The organism is Clostridium coskatii (assembly GCF_001675205.1).
Taxonomy (GTDB): domain Bacteria; phylum Bacillota; class Clostridia; order Clostridiales; family Clostridiaceae; genus Clostridium_B; species Clostridium_B ljungdahlii.
Genome location: NZ_LROR01000049.1, coordinates 20610 through 39626, shown reverse-complemented (window position 1 = coordinate 39626; position 19017 = coordinate 20610). Strand labels below are relative to the sequence as shown.

The 19017-nt window shown below is 29.7% G+C and carries 22 protein-coding genes; 2 read left to right on the top strand and 20 right to left on the bottom strand.

The genetic code is table 11. The annotated features are described in order from the left end of the window. Positions 1-48 precede the first annotated feature (48 nt). The 3 genes from CLCOS_RS10400 to CLCOS_RS10390 all read right to left on the bottom strand — a co-directional run bounded on the left by CLCOS_RS10400 (position 49) and on the right by CLCOS_RS10390 (position 1412). Complete coding sequence (locus CLCOS_RS10400) at positions 49-621, bottom strand: methyltransferase family protein (RefSeq protein WP_242866965.1); 573 nt, start codon at positions 619-621, stop codon at positions 49-51. Between the two features lie 275 nt (positions 622-896). Next, entirely contained in the window at positions 897-1190 is a 294-nt protein-coding gene (locus CLCOS_RS10395) for a spore coat protein (protein WP_063601829.1), read from the bottom strand. Positions 1191-1205: 15 nt separating this feature from the next. Beyond that, positions 1206-1412, bottom strand: a complete 207-nt coding sequence (locus tag CLCOS_RS10390; protein WP_013236762.1) for a hypothetical protein — start codon at positions 1410-1412, stop codon at positions 1206-1208. 768 nt (positions 1413-2180) lie between these two features. Between CLCOS_RS10390 and CLCOS_RS10385 the strand changes: the two genes are divergently transcribed. Next, on the top strand, positions 2181-2414 hold the full coding sequence (locus CLCOS_RS10385) for a hypothetical protein (RefSeq protein WP_242872332.1): 234 nt from the start codon (positions 2181-2183) through the stop codon (positions 2412-2414). A 379-nt stretch (positions 2415-2793) separates the two neighbouring features. Here the strand turns inward: CLCOS_RS10385 and CLCOS_RS10380 are convergent, their stop codons facing one another. The 13 genes from CLCOS_RS10380 to CLCOS_RS10330 form a co-directional block, all read right to left on the bottom strand. After that, on the bottom strand, positions 2794-3237 hold the full coding sequence (locus tag CLCOS_RS10380; RefSeq protein ID WP_063601828.1) for a hypothetical protein: 444 nt from the start codon (positions 3235-3237) through the stop codon (positions 2794-2796). A gap of 10 nt (positions 3238-3247) precedes the next feature. Further along, positions 3248-3616 (bottom strand): hypothetical protein, encoded by a 369-nt coding sequence (locus CLCOS_RS10375; RefSeq protein ID WP_063601827.1) that lies wholly within the window; start codon positions 3614-3616, stop codon positions 3248-3250. 19 nt (positions 3617-3635) lie between these two features. Continuing rightward, positions 3636-4055: a hypothetical protein gene (locus CLCOS_RS10370; RefSeq protein WP_063601826.1), complete on the bottom strand. Its 420-nt coding sequence runs from the start codon at positions 4053-4055 to the stop codon at positions 3636-3638. A gap of 1 nt (position 4056) precedes the next feature. Further along, positions 4057-4689 (bottom strand): hypothetical protein, encoded by a 633-nt coding sequence (locus CLCOS_RS10365; RefSeq protein WP_063601825.1) that lies wholly within the window; start codon positions 4687-4689, stop codon positions 4057-4059. A gap of 345 nt (positions 4690-5034) precedes the next feature. Next, entirely contained in the window at positions 5035-5955 is a 921-nt protein-coding gene (locus CLCOS_RS10360) for a hypothetical protein (RefSeq protein ID WP_063601824.1), read from the bottom strand. A 942-nt stretch (positions 5956-6897) separates the two neighbouring features. Continuing rightward, complete coding sequence (locus tag CLCOS_RS10355; protein ID WP_063601823.1) at positions 6898-7695, bottom strand: zinc ribbon domain-containing protein; 798 nt, start codon at positions 7693-7695, stop codon at positions 6898-6900. Between the two features lie 172 nt (positions 7696-7867). Further along, positions 7868-8035, bottom strand: coding sequence for a hypothetical protein (locus tag CLCOS_RS22470; protein ID WP_192847925.1), 168 nt, complete (start codon positions 8033-8035; stop codon positions 7868-7870). A gap of 8 nt (positions 8036-8043) precedes the next feature. Then, a complete protein-coding gene (locus CLCOS_RS10350) occupies positions 8044-10431 on the bottom strand; it encodes a hypothetical protein (RefSeq protein WP_063601822.1) in 2388 nt (795 codons plus the stop codon). Positions 10432-10490: 59 nt separating this feature from the next. Beyond that, positions 10491-10814: a hypothetical protein gene (locus CLCOS_RS10345; protein ID WP_063601821.1), complete on the bottom strand. Its 324-nt coding sequence runs from the start codon at positions 10812-10814 to the stop codon at positions 10491-10493. Between the two features lie 14 nt (positions 10815-10828). Then, the gene (locus CLCOS_RS10340; protein ID WP_063601820.1) at positions 10829-11197 is read right to left on the bottom strand and encodes a hypothetical protein; all 369 of its coding nucleotides are present in this window, start codon (positions 11195-11197) and stop codon (positions 10829-10831) included. A gap of 113 nt (positions 11198-11310) precedes the next feature. Beyond that, entirely contained in the window at positions 11311-11550 is a 240-nt protein-coding gene (locus CLCOS_RS10335) for a hypothetical protein (RefSeq protein ID WP_063601819.1), read from the bottom strand. After that, positions 11537-11695 (bottom strand): hypothetical protein, encoded by a 159-nt coding sequence (locus tag CLCOS_RS22465; RefSeq protein ID WP_192847924.1) that lies wholly within the window; start codon positions 11693-11695, stop codon positions 11537-11539. The genes CLCOS_RS10335 and CLCOS_RS22465 overlap by 14 nt, the downstream gene beginning before the upstream one ends. A 133-nt stretch (positions 11696-11828) precedes the next feature. Then, positions 11829-12047, bottom strand: coding sequence for a helix-turn-helix transcriptional regulator (locus CLCOS_RS10330; RefSeq protein ID WP_063601818.1), 219 nt, complete (start codon positions 12045-12047; stop codon positions 11829-11831). A gap of 155 nt (positions 12048-12202) precedes the next feature. On the opposite strand from CLCOS_RS10330, the gene CLCOS_RS10325 reads away from it, so the two are divergent. Then, positions 12203-12748: a recombinase family protein gene (locus CLCOS_RS10325; RefSeq protein WP_063601817.1), complete on the top strand. Its 546-nt coding sequence runs from the start codon at positions 12203-12205 to the stop codon at positions 12746-12748. A gap of 317 nt (positions 12749-13065) precedes the next feature. Here the strand turns inward: CLCOS_RS10325 and CLCOS_RS10320 are convergent, their stop codons facing one another. The 4 genes from CLCOS_RS10320 to CLCOS_RS10310 all read right to left on the bottom strand — a co-directional run bounded on the left by CLCOS_RS10320 (position 13066) and on the right by CLCOS_RS10310 (position 18905). Further along, positions 13066-16197 carry a transglycosylase SLT domain-containing protein gene (locus tag CLCOS_RS10320; RefSeq protein ID WP_063601816.1) on the bottom strand — a complete coding sequence of 1044 codons (3132 nt, stop codon included), beginning with the start codon at positions 16195-16197 and terminating at the stop codon, positions 13066-13068. 496 nt (positions 16198-16693) lie between these two features. Continuing rightward, entirely contained in the window at positions 16694-16831 is a 138-nt protein-coding gene (locus CLCOS_RS22460) for a hypothetical protein (protein ID WP_156496387.1), read from the bottom strand. A gap of 403 nt (positions 16832-17234) precedes the next feature. Continuing rightward, positions 17235-18011 (bottom strand): hypothetical protein, encoded by a 777-nt coding sequence (locus tag CLCOS_RS10315; protein ID WP_063601815.1) that lies wholly within the window; start codon positions 18009-18011, stop codon positions 17235-17237. A gap of 93 nt (positions 18012-18104) precedes the next feature. Continuing rightward, positions 18105-18905, bottom strand: coding sequence for a hypothetical protein (locus CLCOS_RS10310; protein WP_063601814.1), 801 nt, complete (start codon positions 18903-18905; stop codon positions 18105-18107). Positions 18906-19017: the final 112 nt, after the last annotated feature.

Below are 19017 nucleotides of genomic sequence, written 5' to 3'. Positions count from 1 at the left end.
CATAATAAGAAGAATGCATGTCCCTCATTTTTTGTTTTCGAAACCTTTTTACCAAATTAACGGAATCAAACGATAAGGAGTCTTTATACAATATTCTTTATACCCTGGAAGATCTCGTAAAAGCACTTCTTCCTCATTTTTTATCCTGAATATATTCATTGGCACAGAAAGAAGAAAAGGTAGTACTGCCCAATAAGAACCAAGCGCAAGAGGAGTAATTAATAACATTAATAACATCCCTAAATACATTGGATTGCGAACTATAGAGTATGGTCCTGTTGTTATAACCTGCTGTTCTTTTTCGACCTGTATAATAGTAGAGGCATAGCTGTTTTGATTAAAAACAAAGATAATAAAAATATAACCTAATAAAACAATAATATTTGATATAATTACAATCCAAACAGGCACGCTTGACCAATGAAATCGGAAATCAATTCCAGGAATAATATAACCAACAAAAAACAAATTAAATATGGCTGGAGTTTTTTTCGTAGTATCTTTTTCTCTATACTTCATCCGTCTTGATAAAAGTTCCGGACTTTTCTTTAAAAAATAGGCAGCAATAAAAAATGTAATTATAGAAAATTCTAACCAATAAATCCATGCTTCCCAAAACATTAACGTACCTGCCGGAAGGAATAAAACAATTACCTCCTAATCATATTATAAAATTACCTCTATCCGCTTGCTCTATATTTTATACTTATATCCCATAAAATATTCTATACAGATATTTATGCAGTTGTATTTCATAGCAACAAACCCTGTTGAATAACAGCTATTTATTTTCTCTAAAAAGTTTTTAAATTTAAGATGTTGGATGAAGCCTGTGGTATTCTAGACACGAAAAAATAAAGAGTCAATATAAATGACTCTTTAAGACTCTTTTTAATCTATTCAACTGTTGTTTCAGCCTTATTTACAACATCTGAAAGTTGTTCAGTAGGTGAATCATAAGGATTATTCCAACCTCTGTTTATAACCAACTCAGTAAGCGCTGAGTGACCACCAACTACTTGATTAAGACTAGATGCGTAAAGTGCTCTTAATTCTGGTGTTGTACTTGTCATTGTTGCATTCAAATAAGCATCTGCTGCACCTTTAGCAGAAGAAAGCATACTTCCTGATATAACTTCGTCATTTATATCAGTAGTATTTTTAACTATGTTGTTTAAAATACTTGCCATATAATTTTACCTCCTTTATTTCCTTGTAACATCATTTTCATTAATAAATTGCTCCAACCCTTTAATTCTACCTTCAGCTGCCAATATACCTGATTTTGCTTGCTTTTTTAATTCATCATCTTTTATAAGTGATTGCATTGCTCGTGAAACTGCTAACCCATCACTCTCAAGCTTCAATAGTCCTGTTAATGAAAGTATTTCTCCTTCAGCAAGTTTTCTCATTTTCAAACCTCCATTCTATAGTTAATACATTGATTTCTCCATTAGTATGTGTAATTTATGTAATACTAAACATAGAACTAAGATTTATAATTTTTTACGTGGAAATACAAATACATTTTGAACAAACTTTATTACAAAGTATCACTCTTTATTTCAACCTTATATTAAAATACTTCGTCCAAAACTTTGGAGGTGAAATTATAATTTTAGATAAAATAAAAAACACTGAAAGTCAGTGTTTGGAATGGATTATGGTGCGTCAGAGAGGAGTCGAACCCCCGGCACGCTGGTTCGATTTTTAAAATTTATAACTTTTTAGTGTTTTTTACATTGCTTTAATTCCAATGGTTTAGGTGTTATTATATATTATTTAAAAGTACTATTTTTTATGTTCATTTAAAACTTTGGGGACAATATGGGGACAATTATCTATATATGCAATCACTGTGGTACCAATGGTTTATAAAAATATATTTATTTTATAACTACAACTTTAAATCTATAAATTTTATCTTATAACACATAATTTTATATATTGCATCTTCCACACAGCTTATATAGTTAGCATCAAATTACTTATAGGTATAATTCCATTTCTAATTATAAATTGCTCTTAAAATGGCTATATACGCAATATAAAAGGTACATATCATTTCGTTATCCACCTACACAAGTGGGATTTTCCTTTTGCAAGTTTTCAGTAATTAAAGTATATGATATAATTTAAAACGTAATAAGAAAAATTGTATAGGTACCTCTTCTTTATTTGTGGGTGGATTATGGTTAATAATGTCTGCGTATAAAGAAGAGGTGATGCAGTTTATGTCAGAAGGATACTTATTGTTATTCTTTAGTTTGTTTTCAATAACTGCTATTGTTATAGTAGCATTATCTAACAAAAATTCGGATATAAAAATTGAAAATAAAATTACTTTAAGACCTGATGAAATATCATCAAATACTAAAGTAAACATAAATAATTCCAAAAAAAATAATAGATAGGCTTCCTCAAACTCTATCTATTATTTAACCATTATATACAATTTTACTAAGCAGACTAAATTCATAATCCACCCTCTTATTACTAATATTATACCACAAATATATAAATACTATAACGTATATATTTTATTTTTACATATTCATATCTTTCATACAACTTGTGTAATCAATGTTAGTGTACTTAGTAATATAATTTAATTATACAGCTACTACAGCTCATATATTATTATTACTAAAATACAAAAAAATAACAGGTGGCTTTTGTAGTAGGCTACCTATTATTTAAATTTTCCGACTTAGCATATATACATTATTGTAATTTGAACATTTGTTTTGAAACTAAAAATTTCTATTAGTAGAGACCATTTTAAGTTTTAACTTAAATCAGATATTTTTTTTGTACAATTGAACTATATACATTATCTAATATTTCATACGTTTTTATAATATAATCATCACTTATGTCATGTATTTCTTTAATACTAGTTATTTCTATATCATCTGGCCAATATATATAAAATGTATCATCACTTAATTTACTTTTATAATCAGGTTCCAAACTTCTTAAAACTATTTTGCATTTTTCTATCATAGATTCAATAAACTTCTCACTAACTTCATAATCTACAAATTCAAGTGAGAGTTCACCATTCTCAGATATAACTAGCTTTTCACTTTTAGATTTATCAACATATTCATTTAACTTATTTTCATTGTCTTTAACTTCATTTAGCCCAATACCATTAAGATGCTCAGAAATACACTTTATCTTCAAATTGCAAAAATGTCTATTAGGGGTTAGATCTACAATTACTGTATTCATAAAATTCACCTCAAATTAACTTATCTTTTATTAAATTATATTCATCATTGAACTGGGCATATTCCACACAAATGGAAATTTTTAGATTATTTTCTTTAGAATCTTCAAAATATAATAATTGATAATTCGTAATAATTGATTTACCTTTAATTATTGCCTTTTTTACAGGATAAAATTCAACATCATCTTCATAAGCCTTCTTATACTTGCTTTCTATTTTTTTTATCTTTTCTGTTACATCAGTAATAATTCCTTGAAAATCTTCTATGCTCCTGTTCATTATTTCTAACCCTTTTTTACCAAAACTATTACATTCATACGTTGTTATTTTTTTTTGCATGCCATAATTACTTTCATAATTGTTAATATTTGTCACCATAGAAATACCCTCTTAGCAATTAATTGATCCTATATTTTTTTAAACTATCATTTGCTTTTTCCCACAATACTTTCATTTCTTTCATTAGTAACTCTTCATTTCTTGATAAGCTGTACTCTTTTATGTGAAATAAACACTCTTTTATTTTAGAATTTGAACATAATATCCAGCAAAGATTTTTTTCCATAATACTATCAATTTTATCATACACTTTTTCTGGTATTAAGTTAGAATATATATTTTGCCTCAATTGTAGTTCATTATATAAACTTAATAACGGACTTAGTATTCTATCCGATATCATTTTAATATCAATCAAATATTGCTTTTCTTTTTTTATTGATTTATAACTTACTGTCGAAGTTATTATAGAACCTATAATAGAACCTATAAATCCAGATATTAAGCTTAAAAATATAGGACTACTAAATATATTCAATTTAATTCTCCTCTTTTGAGCAAGCTATCTCTTCTTCTTTATGAGATTCCTTTTTTAAATGTCCTGAAATACGTTCTATAATACCTTTGCTTACTTTTAAATATTCTTCAATTGAATCAGAATCTAATTTAATATCATCCATGTTCATGTTATATAATAATGGTTGCGATAAACTACTGATAAATCTTATTAATGATTCTGTATTTAGTTCTAAACTAAGTTTTTGATCATCCCCTCTTCTAATTGTTAATATTATTTCATCTGGTTTAGAATGATTATACCCTATACTACTTTGTTTTATTTCAAAAGGGCCTCTTCTATGTTGAATACTATTATTCTTAAATTCATAAATTTTCTTTATAAATTTAAGTTTTTTATACATATCCAAATTTTCAATTTTATCTATGTCAATATCTTCTTCACTTTCAAACATTTCTATAAGATATTCATACATTATCTTATTATTTTTGAAAGATTCACTTAGTATATACTTAAACATTTTTTCAATATTTACTACATTATTGGTATCAATTAAATTTACTGTACTTTCAATTTCATATAATATATTATTTTCTTCTATAAAACTAATTAGCTCATTAATCTTATTTACCATTAAATTTTTATCCTTAACCATTTATATTCCTCCAACTATATAAAAAATATTTTATCAATAATAAACTAATTCTACATATTTTTTATTTTTCCTCTAATAATTTGAAAAAAACTCATATATTAGCCAAATTTTCCTGCAAGTACATATGGAATACTTTTTAATTAGTACTAACGCTTTAGTATAATAAAATTTTTTTGCTATAAGTGAGGTTAGCATTTTATGAATCCCCTATCATTCAAATAGCCTTATGATGTACATTCCAACCGCACCTAACTTTGATATGTAATTTATAACCTCTTTTCTTCTCCTATAAGCGGTACTGCTAAGTCCTCCATACATTCCATTAGCTATCTAGTTTACTATTTGTTATAAGTAATTCTTAACCACTACATCAAGACGTGAATGTCCAAGGTTTTCAGAAGTACTTCTGAGAGCCTTTTTATTATATCTACGCCCGGATCCATCTCTGCAGATATAGTCAAGCTTTTTCTCTTTTAATCCCTGAAGTACCTCCATATATTTATGCTGTGCAAAATACCTCCTGCAACTATGTACATCCATTGCATGATGTATCTTTTCAAACACAGTGGCTTGTCCTAGTTTTTCTGCCTTTTCCTTGGCTTTAAGAATAATATTATATGTGCCACGTAAAGGATGTATAAACCTCCCACGGCCATTCTTAGTCATAACGCGGTATTCCTTCTTAGATTTAAAATCTAGTATTACATTTTCCTCTTCATCCTTTATGATTTGCTCTGGTTTAATTTTAGCTACTTCACTTCTTCTAAGTCCTGTAGCCTTGCAAAACTCTTTTACCTCTTTATTGTTTTTTTCAGAGAAGTGCTTATCATATTCCACATCATGCCTACTACGTTTTATCCTTAATCTATCACCTCTTTTGCTTGGCAATTTAATTTCAAAACTGTACGTATGACATCCGAAAATTTTTGCTAAAGATGCAGCCTTAAGGCGGGTAGTATACCCACTTTCTCCTTTGTCTATACTCTCCTTTAGCCATTCTCCCACATGATCCCGAGGAATATTATCAAGTATCTTATATTCCTTTTCAGGATGCTTTTCACGCTCCCAAGTAGCAAAATTTAATGCATGTTTTTTATAATTATCACATGTTGACTTGCTGTAAATACCAGGTGCGCGGATTGAATTTTGCTTTACTCCAAGAAATAAATCTGCCTCCTTTTGTTTCCGTTTGGCCTTATGCCTAGATTGTCCAAAACACTTTAGACTATCAATGCGCTTAAGAATTTGGAATTTTAAACTTGCCATTATATTAACCTCCCTGTATACAAAAATAATGCTTGTAGAGATCAAACCCCTTTACCCTCGTTATGCATTTTTAACATAAGGAGTCGCAGTATATATGGATGTCTTTCTCAAGGACATCCACCTGCAATTAAATCTTTGACTTAGATTACTGGTATAGATCTGTTTCTAGCTTTCGCTGTATGTGCCTAAGTACCAGCATACCTTATCATGTGTTCAAATTTATTTATCTGTGTAAACAGTGAATAAAAAAGTCTTGCATTAAGCATATATGCAAACCCACCCCTTCACTGGAATTCTGTTTTAAAAATCTTTGCCGTAGTGTTACTGCGGTTTACTCCCTCATTTTGCGTGCGGGAGTAAACCGCATGCGGATTTGATTTTCCCCTTAAGTAATGTACTAGAATTTAATTGTTTAAATAACTCGCCTAGAATCTAAAACAAAAGGACGGCTCCAAACATCAATTAAACAACCAATCCTAACTATCTTTTATTTTTTCAAATTCAATTTATTTGCTCTATTAAAAATTGCTTAAATATATTTTTCATGTTAGTTAAATAAACCAATTTATTTTATGTTACCTCTTCCATAAGGCATAATATTTTTTTATTCATATCTATTATGTGCTATTTTCGAATACTTTTTTAAATACTTTCTAAATTTTATGATGCTATAACAGCATGATGTTAGAATGACATCTTATAGAATGATTATGCGGTGAAACATGAATGAGAAAACTACATTGTACTTAGAACTAGTCCTAAAAAAGAATGTTCAAATTCAACTTATAAATAATAGTGAAAATCAAAACTTATCTAACTTAGTAAATGAACTTTTAAAACAATGGTATAAAAAGTAAGAAGCAAAAGAGTAATGTTAACTCCTTTGCTTCTTCAAAGCATAATAAAAAGGTACCCAACAAATTGGATACCTTTTTATTAATTCTATTTCTGTGGTTGAAAATCTACTTGATTTAATGACATTATTGTAATTATATCTCCCTCATTTAAATTTGCAGTTACCTGTTGTACCCCTCCTTGTCCTAAAACTTCATTTACTTTAGGCATACCATCTTTATAAACTACGAAGTTACCAGAACCATTTTTAGGAGTTACTAAATATCTTCCACTGCCAATGTCTTCTCCTACTACCCACCTGCCACTGCATAATGACGTTGCTTTATACTCTGTAACAAATGTAGCTGTCACAGGTTCAAAATGTGTCTTATTTATACTTTCTAATTGAATTTGTTCACCTTTTACAAGTTTAACTCTTACTTTAGAAACTCCCATATTGTCTGCACTGCCTAATACTTCATTCACTGTTAAAGTTGGTTCTGACGCATTTTGAATTATAAAATTGCCTGATCCATCTGCTGGGATTGCATCATATAACCCTTCTTCTATATCTTTCCCTACTGTAAATGTGCCTGCTCCTAAATCTGTTGCTTTTCCTTGAACTTGTCTTTGCTTAACTTCCTGTTGCTTAGCAGATGGTTGGCTTGTATTTTTACTATTAGAAGTTTTTGCATTTGATGTAGCATTATTTGATGTATTAGATTGTTTTCCGCCTCCTAATGCTGATCCAATACAGCCTAGTATAATAATTACGATTACTATACTTATTATCTTATGCTTCATAAAGAAATTCCTCTGATCCTTACCGCAATGTGGACATTTTTTAACCCCTTTTGCAATATCAGTTCCACAAGCCTTACACTTTGTCATATTTTTATTTTCCAATGTAAATCCCCCCTAATTATGTAATTTTAATTATATTGTAACAAAATATTCATATTATGTCTATTATGTCATAAAAAATAAAACCTATTAAGGTCTGACAAGCTTACCATAAATCCATTAAAACTATTCTTTTACTTTCTATAAATAATCCATAAGAAGATCCTAAGCACTCCTAAAAAAGAGTGCTTATTTTAATTTTTACAATATAATATACAATTAATAGAGCAATCCCAACTATGCATCCCCATTTAATAGAATTTTTGTTATTTTTATTTCTTTTATTAAACAGCTTATTGCCTGTATATCCCATTGCAAATGACATAATTATATATACAATCATAATACCTCCTAAAATAGTGGCTTAGGAAGATGCGTTATAAACTTCTGATACCCGCCCTTAGTTCTTATAAGATTTAGGCTACAATATTGCTTTAAATTTAGAAGATCATCTAATTCAAAAGGTTTCATTTCATCTGCCAATTCATTAAATACCTTTTTATCGCATCCTTGCAATAACATATAACTTGCACCAGATCCCTTAATCTCACTTTTTAAGTCTGGAGTTAACTGGTCTAAATAATGAGCTGATATAATAATTTTTGTGCCAAACTTACGTAATTGAGACAATACATCTGTAATTACTCCCATGGCTGTTGGAGCTTGATATATTTCATCATAAATTATATTACATCTGCTTGGTTTTTCATGTAATGCTCCTCTTAGTTTAGTAGCAAGCATTACTTTACTTGTAAAGAAAGTAGTAAGCACATTTTTAACCATAGTATTATTAAACTTACTCTCTGGCATTTCTATAAGTATTGTTTTCCCTTCTTCCATAGCCTTTACAAAATCAATGTTGTTTTCAGAACTCATATTGAACATATATTTGCAGTATATATTCTCTTTTAATAGGCTAACCCTGTCCAATATACCATCTATCTCATTACGCTTAGTTCCAACTACTTCTCTTCTAATAACTTCTTTAGTTTTTCTGTCAGTTTCAGTTTCTACCTTGTCTATGCTCTCAAGAGCCTCAACCATATCTTCAAAATATTTAATGCCATCTTCACTTAAATTTTTATTAACATAGTCAATTAGTTCATGCCTATAGATATGCTTTTCAAGGCATCTTATAACGTCACCTACTCCAGTTTCATTATGGAGATAAACTATATTAGCTGCAGCATTTAAAACCCTTCTCATGTTACCTGTTAAGGGTAAACCATCTTTATTCATGGAATTAATTAAAGCTAGTGTCTGCTCTGCTTTCATATTAGCAGTTTCAAATCTATTGAATTCATTCTCCCCCTCGTACTGCACCTCATTAAATGCAAATGCCTGAAAGCACTCTTCTTTAGTTAAATCTAATTCAATAACATCTTTAGAATTTACAGCTTTTTTAACAGCATTACTAAGTTCACAATTTTTAACATAATCTATAACTATATTAGATTCATGGACCTTATTTGCACATCTACATAAATTAGCAATAAAATTTGTTTTTCCTGCACCCTGGGGAGCTAATAACATAAGGGCTAAATTAGCAGAATTATATTCCGTAGGTAGAAATGTATTAAAACTTTTACTATTGTATGTGGCAGCTCCTAATTCTATATTTCCTTTTTGTAATTCTTCTGGTACATGGCTTTCTAGAACATCAACTTTAGTACTAATCTTATGCCTTTGCAGTAGATCTCTACCTGGTACCTGAATTAAATTATTGCACTCAGCTGTGCTCATTCTATTTGCAGATATTTTTCTAAATTTATAACTGCCTATATTGATTTTAGTTTTATCCTTTAGCTTTTTATATTTAAGAGAATTATCCTGGGTTAAAGTTTGGTAGCTTCCCACTACTGCTAAAGCATTATTATGCTCCCTTAATTTATCATTGCTTTTGCTGCACACTACTATTTGAGTATTAATTACTGTAGTAGTTTCTTTTTTATGTGTAAATCTGCTTAAATTATCTAATTTACTGATAGATGTTACTGCAACTTCTGGATGAACCTTTTTAGGTTTTTTCCCTTCATCTAAAACTTTGTTAAAAATATCAAATATGCAATCAATAATCTTTATGGATCCAATTAAAATATACTTAGATAAAAAAGCTAAATTTAATTTTTCTTTATCTACAGGTAAATCCTTTTTTACTTTTCTTATTGTTTGATTATATATGCCTTTCCATCTAGCCTGTGATGTTGGAATAAAGTTGTATAATATGTCTACTTTATCTCCTTTTTCCATAATGTCTTTTACATTTAAGATGTTGCTAAGAGGTTCATTAGTCTTTTTATTGTATTTAAGGCTTAAGGCATCCTCTTTAGAATAAAATAGTTCATATTTGCCGCCTTCTGGTTCTAAAATATAATCCACTTGTTTTACTTTAGCTCTCTTCCAAACTTCACAGCATTTTTCAATAAATAATTTTTTATATCTTTCAGGGACTACTAGATAAAACTTGCAATCATCTGAAGTTATACTGATAATAAATGAAACTTTTTCAGGAAGTTGATAGGTAATTTTTAGACCTGATTTTTTTATATCACTTTGTAATCTTTGATATGGCAATCTGTACATGTTAGCTATAGTCAAAGCTATAAGCTCTGTATCATAGTTTCTATTAGAAATCGAGGGTGTTATTTGAAGTGTTACATATTTAGGCTTGATTATTTCAAAGTATTCACTTAATTTTATTGTTTTAGGTTTTGAAAACTTAGAAATGAAATTTATCATAAATACATGCCTCCTATTTGAAATATTGGAGGTTTATCGTTTTGCAATCTTATGTATCTTTATAGTGATGCATTAATAGCTTGAATAACTCCATAAGCTAGAATACTTCCAGTAGCTATTTTTTTACCTTTATTCCACCCTATTAGCCATGCCATAATAGAAACTAAGCACAGCATTAAGCATATCTCTAAGCTGTGTGCAACTAGACCTGACCACATCATCCAGGCTAATTGTTTCGGATGAAATAAATAGTATGTTACTTTTGCCATAGTTTTAAAAAAGTCTCCAGTGGTTTCACAAAATTCTTTTATAGATTTTATAGTTCCTTCATTCTCAGATGATGCCAGTATTAAAAATTGATTTATACTCATAGTTTTTATCATAATACCGCCTGCCTTTAGAATAATCCTGTAACAAACTTAAAAGCTGATGGAAGTCCATAATCAGCACCTACTATTAATAATCCATACGCAACTTCTTTCCATGTTCCCTCGCCTTTAGCTGCCATTTTAGCTAATACCCTATAACTATATAATAGTGCTAGTCCTGCTACTATCTTTTGAATTATTCCAACTAATTTCCAAAACCCAGGTTCTAAAGCTGTAGATCCACTGGCTGCCATAACTTTTTCAGAATAAAGTATTAATGCTAATGTAGTTGATGCAACCTTAAAATATTTATCATTTATTTCTTTCTGATTACACCTTTCATGTTCCAAATATTCTGGAATAGAATATACTTTCTTTCTTTTTAATGGATTCAACATTAAAGATACCTCCAAATTGAATAAAAATAGATCCGCTGTTAAAAATACTAAATAGTAAATTATAGGGAGTGATTTGATTATGGAATTTTTATTTTTTTGCTCAACAACATACGTTATATTAGAATTAGTTCAAGTTGCTGCAGGCGTAAAATAAATTGTAAACATTTTGTAAAAGCAGATGCAATCCACAATAAAACAGGAAACTTTTCTAAAATAGAATCATACACTACTGGTGTGTAAGCTTTGTAGGCGGCTACGAAGTAACGCTTATGAAGCTGGAGCATTAGTAGTGACTTTGGATAAGTCTGTCCCTCAAGGATAGGCTTTTTTATATATTTCTTAACTTTTCTCATCTGTTTTTTTCTTTTCTTCTAAGTATTTAATATAATGCTCAATGGCATCTTTAACAAAATCGCTTTTTTCTTCAAGTGCATTAACATAGGTATATAATTTCATATCTCTATTAGTCTTCTTAAAACTTACTGTTATTCTTAGCAACTTTTACAACCCCTTTCCGCTTTCTTTATTAATAATATATGCAGAGATTCAGTAAATATTGCTTGTCTGCATATAAAAGCTTTAAATAAATTTTTTATCTATGTTTACAGTTTGATATATAAAAAAATAAGGCTTAATTACTAGCCTCACTTTTTTCTTCATACCAAATATCTTCTATTCTCTTATTTAAAGCTTCAGAAATTTTAAATGCAGTTTCCATATTGCCTTGTACAATATTTCTTTCAATAGGTGAATATGTTCTAGGGTTCATTTTTAATACATTACTACAAAATTCTTTTTGATTCATCATATATTCTTTCATGCGAATTTCCTTAAGCCTATTTTTAACCATGTAAACCACCTCATATCATTAGCTTATGTAAATATTCTACATAATGTTTGCATTTCCTTTTATAACGTTTAGTAATTAATTATTGAACTATATTGCAAAAAGGCATATAATAAAAATATAGATTAGTAATTAATTATTAAACGGAGGTTTTATATATGCCTAAAGTAACAATAAAATCATTACAGGAGAAAATAAAGGAATTAGAACTTATTAACGAATGTCAAAGTAACGAAATAGATAAGCTTACTGCTGAAATAGATACTTTAAAAAACAATAAAAACATGGTTTCTATAGAAGAATATGCTCTCCTACTCAAGCAACTAGAAGATCAAAAACAGACTACTGCTGAATATAAGGAATTATATGCAAACTTAAACAAAGAAAAGGTGAAACTTAAAAATAAACTTAAAAATTTTGAAAAAAAAGTAAAACCAAATGCAAGAAATGCAGGTAGAAAAGCCTTCTCCAATAAAAAAGTAATTAAAAAAATATACTCTATGTATCTTGACGGCAAGAGCTTGCAACAAGTTTCACATGAATTAAATCGTACAGGAATTAAAACTAATCAAGGAAAAGAATGGTCTAAGAGTTCCATTAGATTTATATTATTAAATTCTAAAAATGTAATTAATGGATTTATTGGTGAGGATATTTATAATAGTGCAGTTAAATTACTGAACGATAATAAAAAAACGCCCTAGGCTTTTACACCTAAGGTTAAAAACAAGTTTTTGAAAAATTTCATAAACCGAGATTCATGCGAGGAAAAAAGCTCATACGGTCTTCGCGAGAAATGTCGAAAGGATTTACAGCCCCCTACCCATCAGCGTTCCAAGAGCCTATATTTTTGTTAGCTTCATTGAATAATAACTTTTGTCGAATTGAATAAATTATGAATAATTGAATATATAATCTTGCATATAGGGTATATACTATTCTCCTCTTACTGTCTTCATATCATGATGATGTTTACACAATGACCTACCATTGAACCTCTTGTTAAGCTAGTGGCTACCTCCTACATATTATTTAATGCCATTCTTATTTTAGTAACTATATGGCTTCCTGCTTGATCAAAGAATTCATCGTTTCCAACATTACCTTTAAAATAAAAGTTATTTGTCATATTTATAGATTTACCACCTAATAAACCTTTTGTTTCTTGTGCTGTGTAAACATGTTCTCCACCTTTTAAATTCCTAAATTGTCTACTCGTAACCAGTTCTGCTCCATTTTCTGCTAGCTCTGCAACACCTTTGTTTGCTGAATTTGTACCACTCGCATATCCAACATAGCTTCCACCTCCGGCCAATGCTTTTACACCTGGAACATTATATACTGAACCATAATCGTGCTGAATAAGTCGAATCCCTGCTGCTATATTGCTTATTGGATCATATATATTGTCCATACCGGGTAAATGCCAATCACTCATGTTTTCGCCTGTTAATTGCATAAGACCTCGTGAAGGATCACCATGTTGTGCATTATAGTCCCAAAGATTTATACTGTTTGGATCTCCGCCACTTTCATGCTGGATAATTTCCTGTAATGGTCCCATCCAGTCACTTGAAACTCCAGTGAGTGCCATGGCTAACTGAATCCACTGTCCTATATTTCCGCCTCCACTAAGGAAGCCTACTCCATACTGCATAATTCCTTGTAATGTACTTCCTAGTCCTTTTAAATCTCCCATATTTATAAAATTAGATACTATATTGCTTATAGCTCCACCCAAAGTTCCATTTGCTAGACTTGCTATATCTCCAAATACTGTTTTGATTACATCTGCTATATTGCTGCTCTTTAATTTATTTATAAATCCTTGCATAAAGTTAATACCTACATCACCCATTTTTCTACTTGGGGAATGTATTCCAAATATATCTTTAACACCTTGAAGTATTTTTGTAGCTAAGTCTTGTGCTGTAGCAACTGCATTGCTTGTTTGGCTAGATATACCTGCACTTAGCTCTTGTATTGCGTTAACTCCTAGGGTATTACTTGAAGTTACAAAATTATTAATAGGTACTGTCATATTAGTTGCCATATCTGTTATACCTTTTGTAATAACTGGTGTAGTATTTATAACTCCTTGGTTCATGCCAGTAATAAAATCAGGCATCCAGTTTCCATACTCTGTGAGTGGTCCTTCATCTGGTTTACTAAAATGAAGTATCTTTTTAATTGTATTTGCTATGTTCTGAGCACCTTGCTTTACTGATGCAATTTTATCTTGTATTCCTTGGACAAATCCTTGTATCATATCATGAGCCCACCCCTTGAATTTAGAAGGAAGTGTGCCAAACCATGCAAATACTATATTTACTTGATTTCTAAACCAAACATTTTTATTATATAAGGTTACTAATGCGACTACTAGTCCAGCAATTGCAGTTATTATTAGTACTATAGGATTTAAATTCATTACAAAGTTTAAAGCTGCCTGTGCTATTGATGTAACTCTTTCTGCTGCCGCTACTGCAAGAGTTGCTGTTTTGTATATGCCAGCTTTAAGTGCATTGGCTGCCCATAATGCGCCCTGTTTTACTATTCCTGCTGTCATTAGTGCTATATCTCTAGCTGCACTAAGTGCACTTTTCCCTATTCCAAGTAAACTAGAACCTAAAGTTTTTGCTAATAGGCCAGCTTTAGAAAATCCTGTACCAATGCCAAGTCCTATTTTTTTTACTGCATCTGCAGCATATAGTCCAGTAATTTTTAAATCTGTAAATGTTATTCCTAGTGCCTTCGTAGCTTTAGTTATCCCTAAAATTCCAACTGTTGCTGTTAAAAATTTTCCTTGTACACTATTAAAAAAATTATCTACAAATTGTTTTACCTGTGTCCAATGATTAATAATTAAATATGCTCCTGCTGCTACTGCTGCAATTATAGCAATAAATCCTAAAGCCCCACCTGGTACACTAAATATTGTTGTAAATAATTTTCCTACTTTGCTTAAATCTTTTAGTTTCTGTATTCCTTCACTGATACCACTTATAGCATTTTGCATTTTTATAGCTTCTTGTATAAACTTTGTTGCTACAAATGCTCCAGCTAAACCAGATAACAAAGTTTTAGTTGCTATCATATGATTTGATACAAAATTTACTAAATCTCTTACTCCATAAATAACACTATTTATTGTATATTTTAAAGTTTCTAATGGCTTACTATCTACACCAGAGAATAAAGTCTTTAACCCGCTTGTTTGAGCTAAATTTCCTAAACTATTAACTAAACTCTGTACTGGAGTTTTAGCACTATTAGCAATACTTGTTATTGTATTACCTATGTCTCTAAACACACTTCCAATTTCCTTTAATCCACCACTATTGAACATCAATAAAAGTTTATTTAAATATGGAAGAAAACCAGTTGCAATACTGGCTCCTGCCTGTTCTATACTGCCTTTAGCAATTCTCATTTGATTGGCAAATGTTTGTTGAGTTTTCGCAAAATCACCATGTTTATCAGCTGTAACACTCATTAAATAGTTATATCTTAATGTTACCTGTTCAGCTTGGCTCATGCTTTCATAACTCTTTTTTATTCCCTCTTTTAATGCAAATGCTTTTAAATTTGCAACATCCATATTTATGCCTATTTCTTTTAATGGCTCAGTCTCACCACTTATTCCAGAACGGATTTTCTCAAATGCTAGTTCCGGATCTAAGTTATCAAAACTAGCCATATCTCCAGCTAATCCAACTAAATTTTCACTCATTTTTGTAAGTGAACTTCCAGTTATGCCAGAGCTTTTCATCATAGCGCCTAAATATCCCGTAAATTGTTTAGCTTGTAATTGGTTTAATCCAAATGCGTTTAAGGCAATTTTACTCCAATTATTTATTTGTGCTGCACCACTTCCGAAAGTCTGGTCTACTACATTCTGAACCTCAACAAGATCGCTAGCTAATTCAACTGACTTTTTTGCAAATTCAGCAATTCCAAGTCCCGCTACAGTTTCTGCAACTTTAGTTTTAATATTTCCAAAACTTTCAGATACACCACTTTTTAGTTTTGATATTTCATTCTGTGTGTGTTGAATTTGTCTTTGGAATTCCTTCGTACTCTTAACTGTTTCTAGTAAGGTAGGACTAAATAAATCTTTTAAATTTAGTATCGTTGCTATAGTTCTAGACATATTCTACCTCCTTTTCATTAATTTTTAATATCATAAAAGCCCTCTAAATTAAAGTTGTTGGAGATCTAATATATCTATTGGTCAAAATACTCTTACTCCATTTCATGAATAATTCTCCTTTTGCATAAAATAAAAAAAGCGCGGGAACAACCGACTTATTTTTAAGTTGGTTAAATTCCCGCGCCTAATATTCTGGCTTCCACATATAAAATGTGGGGTACTTCAATATTTATCTTTATATTTATTATATCATAAGCCTCCTTTCAAAACCAGTAATACCAGACATTTGCATGACTTTAATCTTATTTATTTTAGCAACTTTTTGTTTCTTTGTCATAGAGCCACCTTCTCAAATATTTCAGTTGTTTTCTAAGATTGTCTCATATGCTTAAATTTGTTTTCAGATTTTTAAATTTTTTCAAACTAATTTTCAAATTTTAGGACGTGTTTCAAGATTAGGATTGGGCATACGGTCTTCGCGAGGGTGCCTATTTTTTTAACCTGGGGGATGTCTGCCTATGATATATATATCATACCATTTGTCAATATAACCTAACCATTCAGCTTTTCTATATTGCCTACCCGTTGTATCTTTTTCTATTCTTCTCTTACACTCTTCCTTACTAGCTCCCATAAAAATTGTAACCGCTCCTATCTCTTTTATAATATGTTCTCTCTTATACTCGTCTTCTACATAAAATACAAGACATTACCTTAACATTTGTTATCAATCTATTGGATTATTACTTTCCTGATATACTCTTTCTCTTTAGGCAGTACATTACTTTTTATTACTTTTTTGTGTGCATACTTTTTTATTTTTGTGTGCACAACTTTATTCCCAGCTCTTTACTGCATTGATAGATGCACCTTATTGGCTATGTCTTTATATTTCATCCCGTTTATATATAATCTTTTTTAACTTGCTTTATTTTATCTGTCATACTTACCACTTATTTTTATGTATAGAAAAAGCCACATACTACAGATTTAATCTATAATATATGACTCTTAATATAACTTTATTTAATTATGTATTATGCACTTACAAGCATAGTAATTCCTATAGCTATTGATATTATAGCTGGCCATATTTTTTTCCACTTATATTCTAATATAATAGATCCCAACATAAGAAATATCAAACTAATTGCTAAAATTAAGCTTCCGTTTACTGAAAGTATAGTTGTTTTATCAAATGTTTTACCAATCATATTAGCATTTATAACCATAATAGGTGCAATTGCTAACACAACAGAAACAATTGCTATAATTTCTTTGTTAAAATTATTTATTTTATTATTAAGCTCACTTATTTTATTATCTAATCCTTTTCTAAGTCCATATATTTCTTTGATTTTCATATACAATACTTTTTCAGATCTTTTTTTTACGTCAGGATTATATTGTATAATTCCATCATAGTTATTATATACAATGTCATCTAAGCTATCCATAAATGTCTTTTTCTGCTCAACCATATCGCTTTCATTACAGCCACTAACTCTATTAAAATTTTTCCATTCTAGTAGTACCTTATAACTTTTTATATAAATAATCCTAGCACAATATAAATATACCAATAAATCTCTCGTCCCGTATTTATTGGTATATTCTTTTATTTCCTTTAAAAATGATTTTATATTAAAACAATAAGGATAATTAACAACATTGTTTATAATCATTGGTAAATTAAGATCATATCCATATAATGCGAAAATAATATCATCTACTTCTTTTGTTGTTATTTTATTTTGAACTTTTATAGCAACTTTCTCTAATTCTGAAAATTTTTCATCAATGTCATCTTCCATAGCGCCATCTCCTTTTGTCTAATATTTCCATAAAAGAAAGTAATATCCTTTATATTTCGTATGTCATTATTCTACATATGTTTCATTATAATATCAACCTATTAGCCTATCAGAATAATCATCTATCGGCTTAGGAGCATCTATACTTTTAAAAGCAAATTCCCCCGATTTCTTATACATAAAATAAAAAAATTGAGAGTAATGATTTACACCATATATATCTGTTGTAGAAAACTTAAGATAATATTCTCCTTCTGGATAATCTATAAATATTAATCTTAATGTCACTTCTCCACTAACTCTAAGATTAAATGGCATATCAACCATTCCTTGTATTACTTCTTTTCTATCATTACATAGATCTATTATAACATTTGTGCAAGTGCCCATGCCTACATTAATGATCTTAATTGCATTCTCATATATAAATGGTACAAATCCGCTTAATTGAATCTTATACTCTTCTTTAAGTTCTAACCAGTGGGAAACAGTTTTATCAAATATTAAATAACCAGAAGGCAAATTATAACTTATATTATACTTTTCATCATCTTCTCTATTACTTTCTTCTTTAAATGGAGCTTCGACATTGATATAAGGAATAACATCTACTCTTTTTAATTCCAACTGTAATTCAAACATGCTCCTATTATTTTCATCATTTTGCCTTATTGTTAGATATATTGCTATAAGCGTGGCTAATCCTCCAGTTCCGCCTCCAACAATCCCAGACCAAAATGTAAGCCAATCATGATTATATAATCCTTTAAGTGGCATAAAAATCCATATTAGTAGTATTGCCACTGCTTCTGTTGCAAAAAATATCAACAATACTTTAAAAAATGGAAATTTCATAATTCCAACATTATCCTTACATTTCTTTTTATTATTCATAACCTTACTGCCTCCTTTTAAGTAATATTTCTATAAAAAAAGGCAATATCCTTTATGCTACATATATTCATCCTCATATAAAAAAATGAGTACCAGTTTTTATCCTGATACT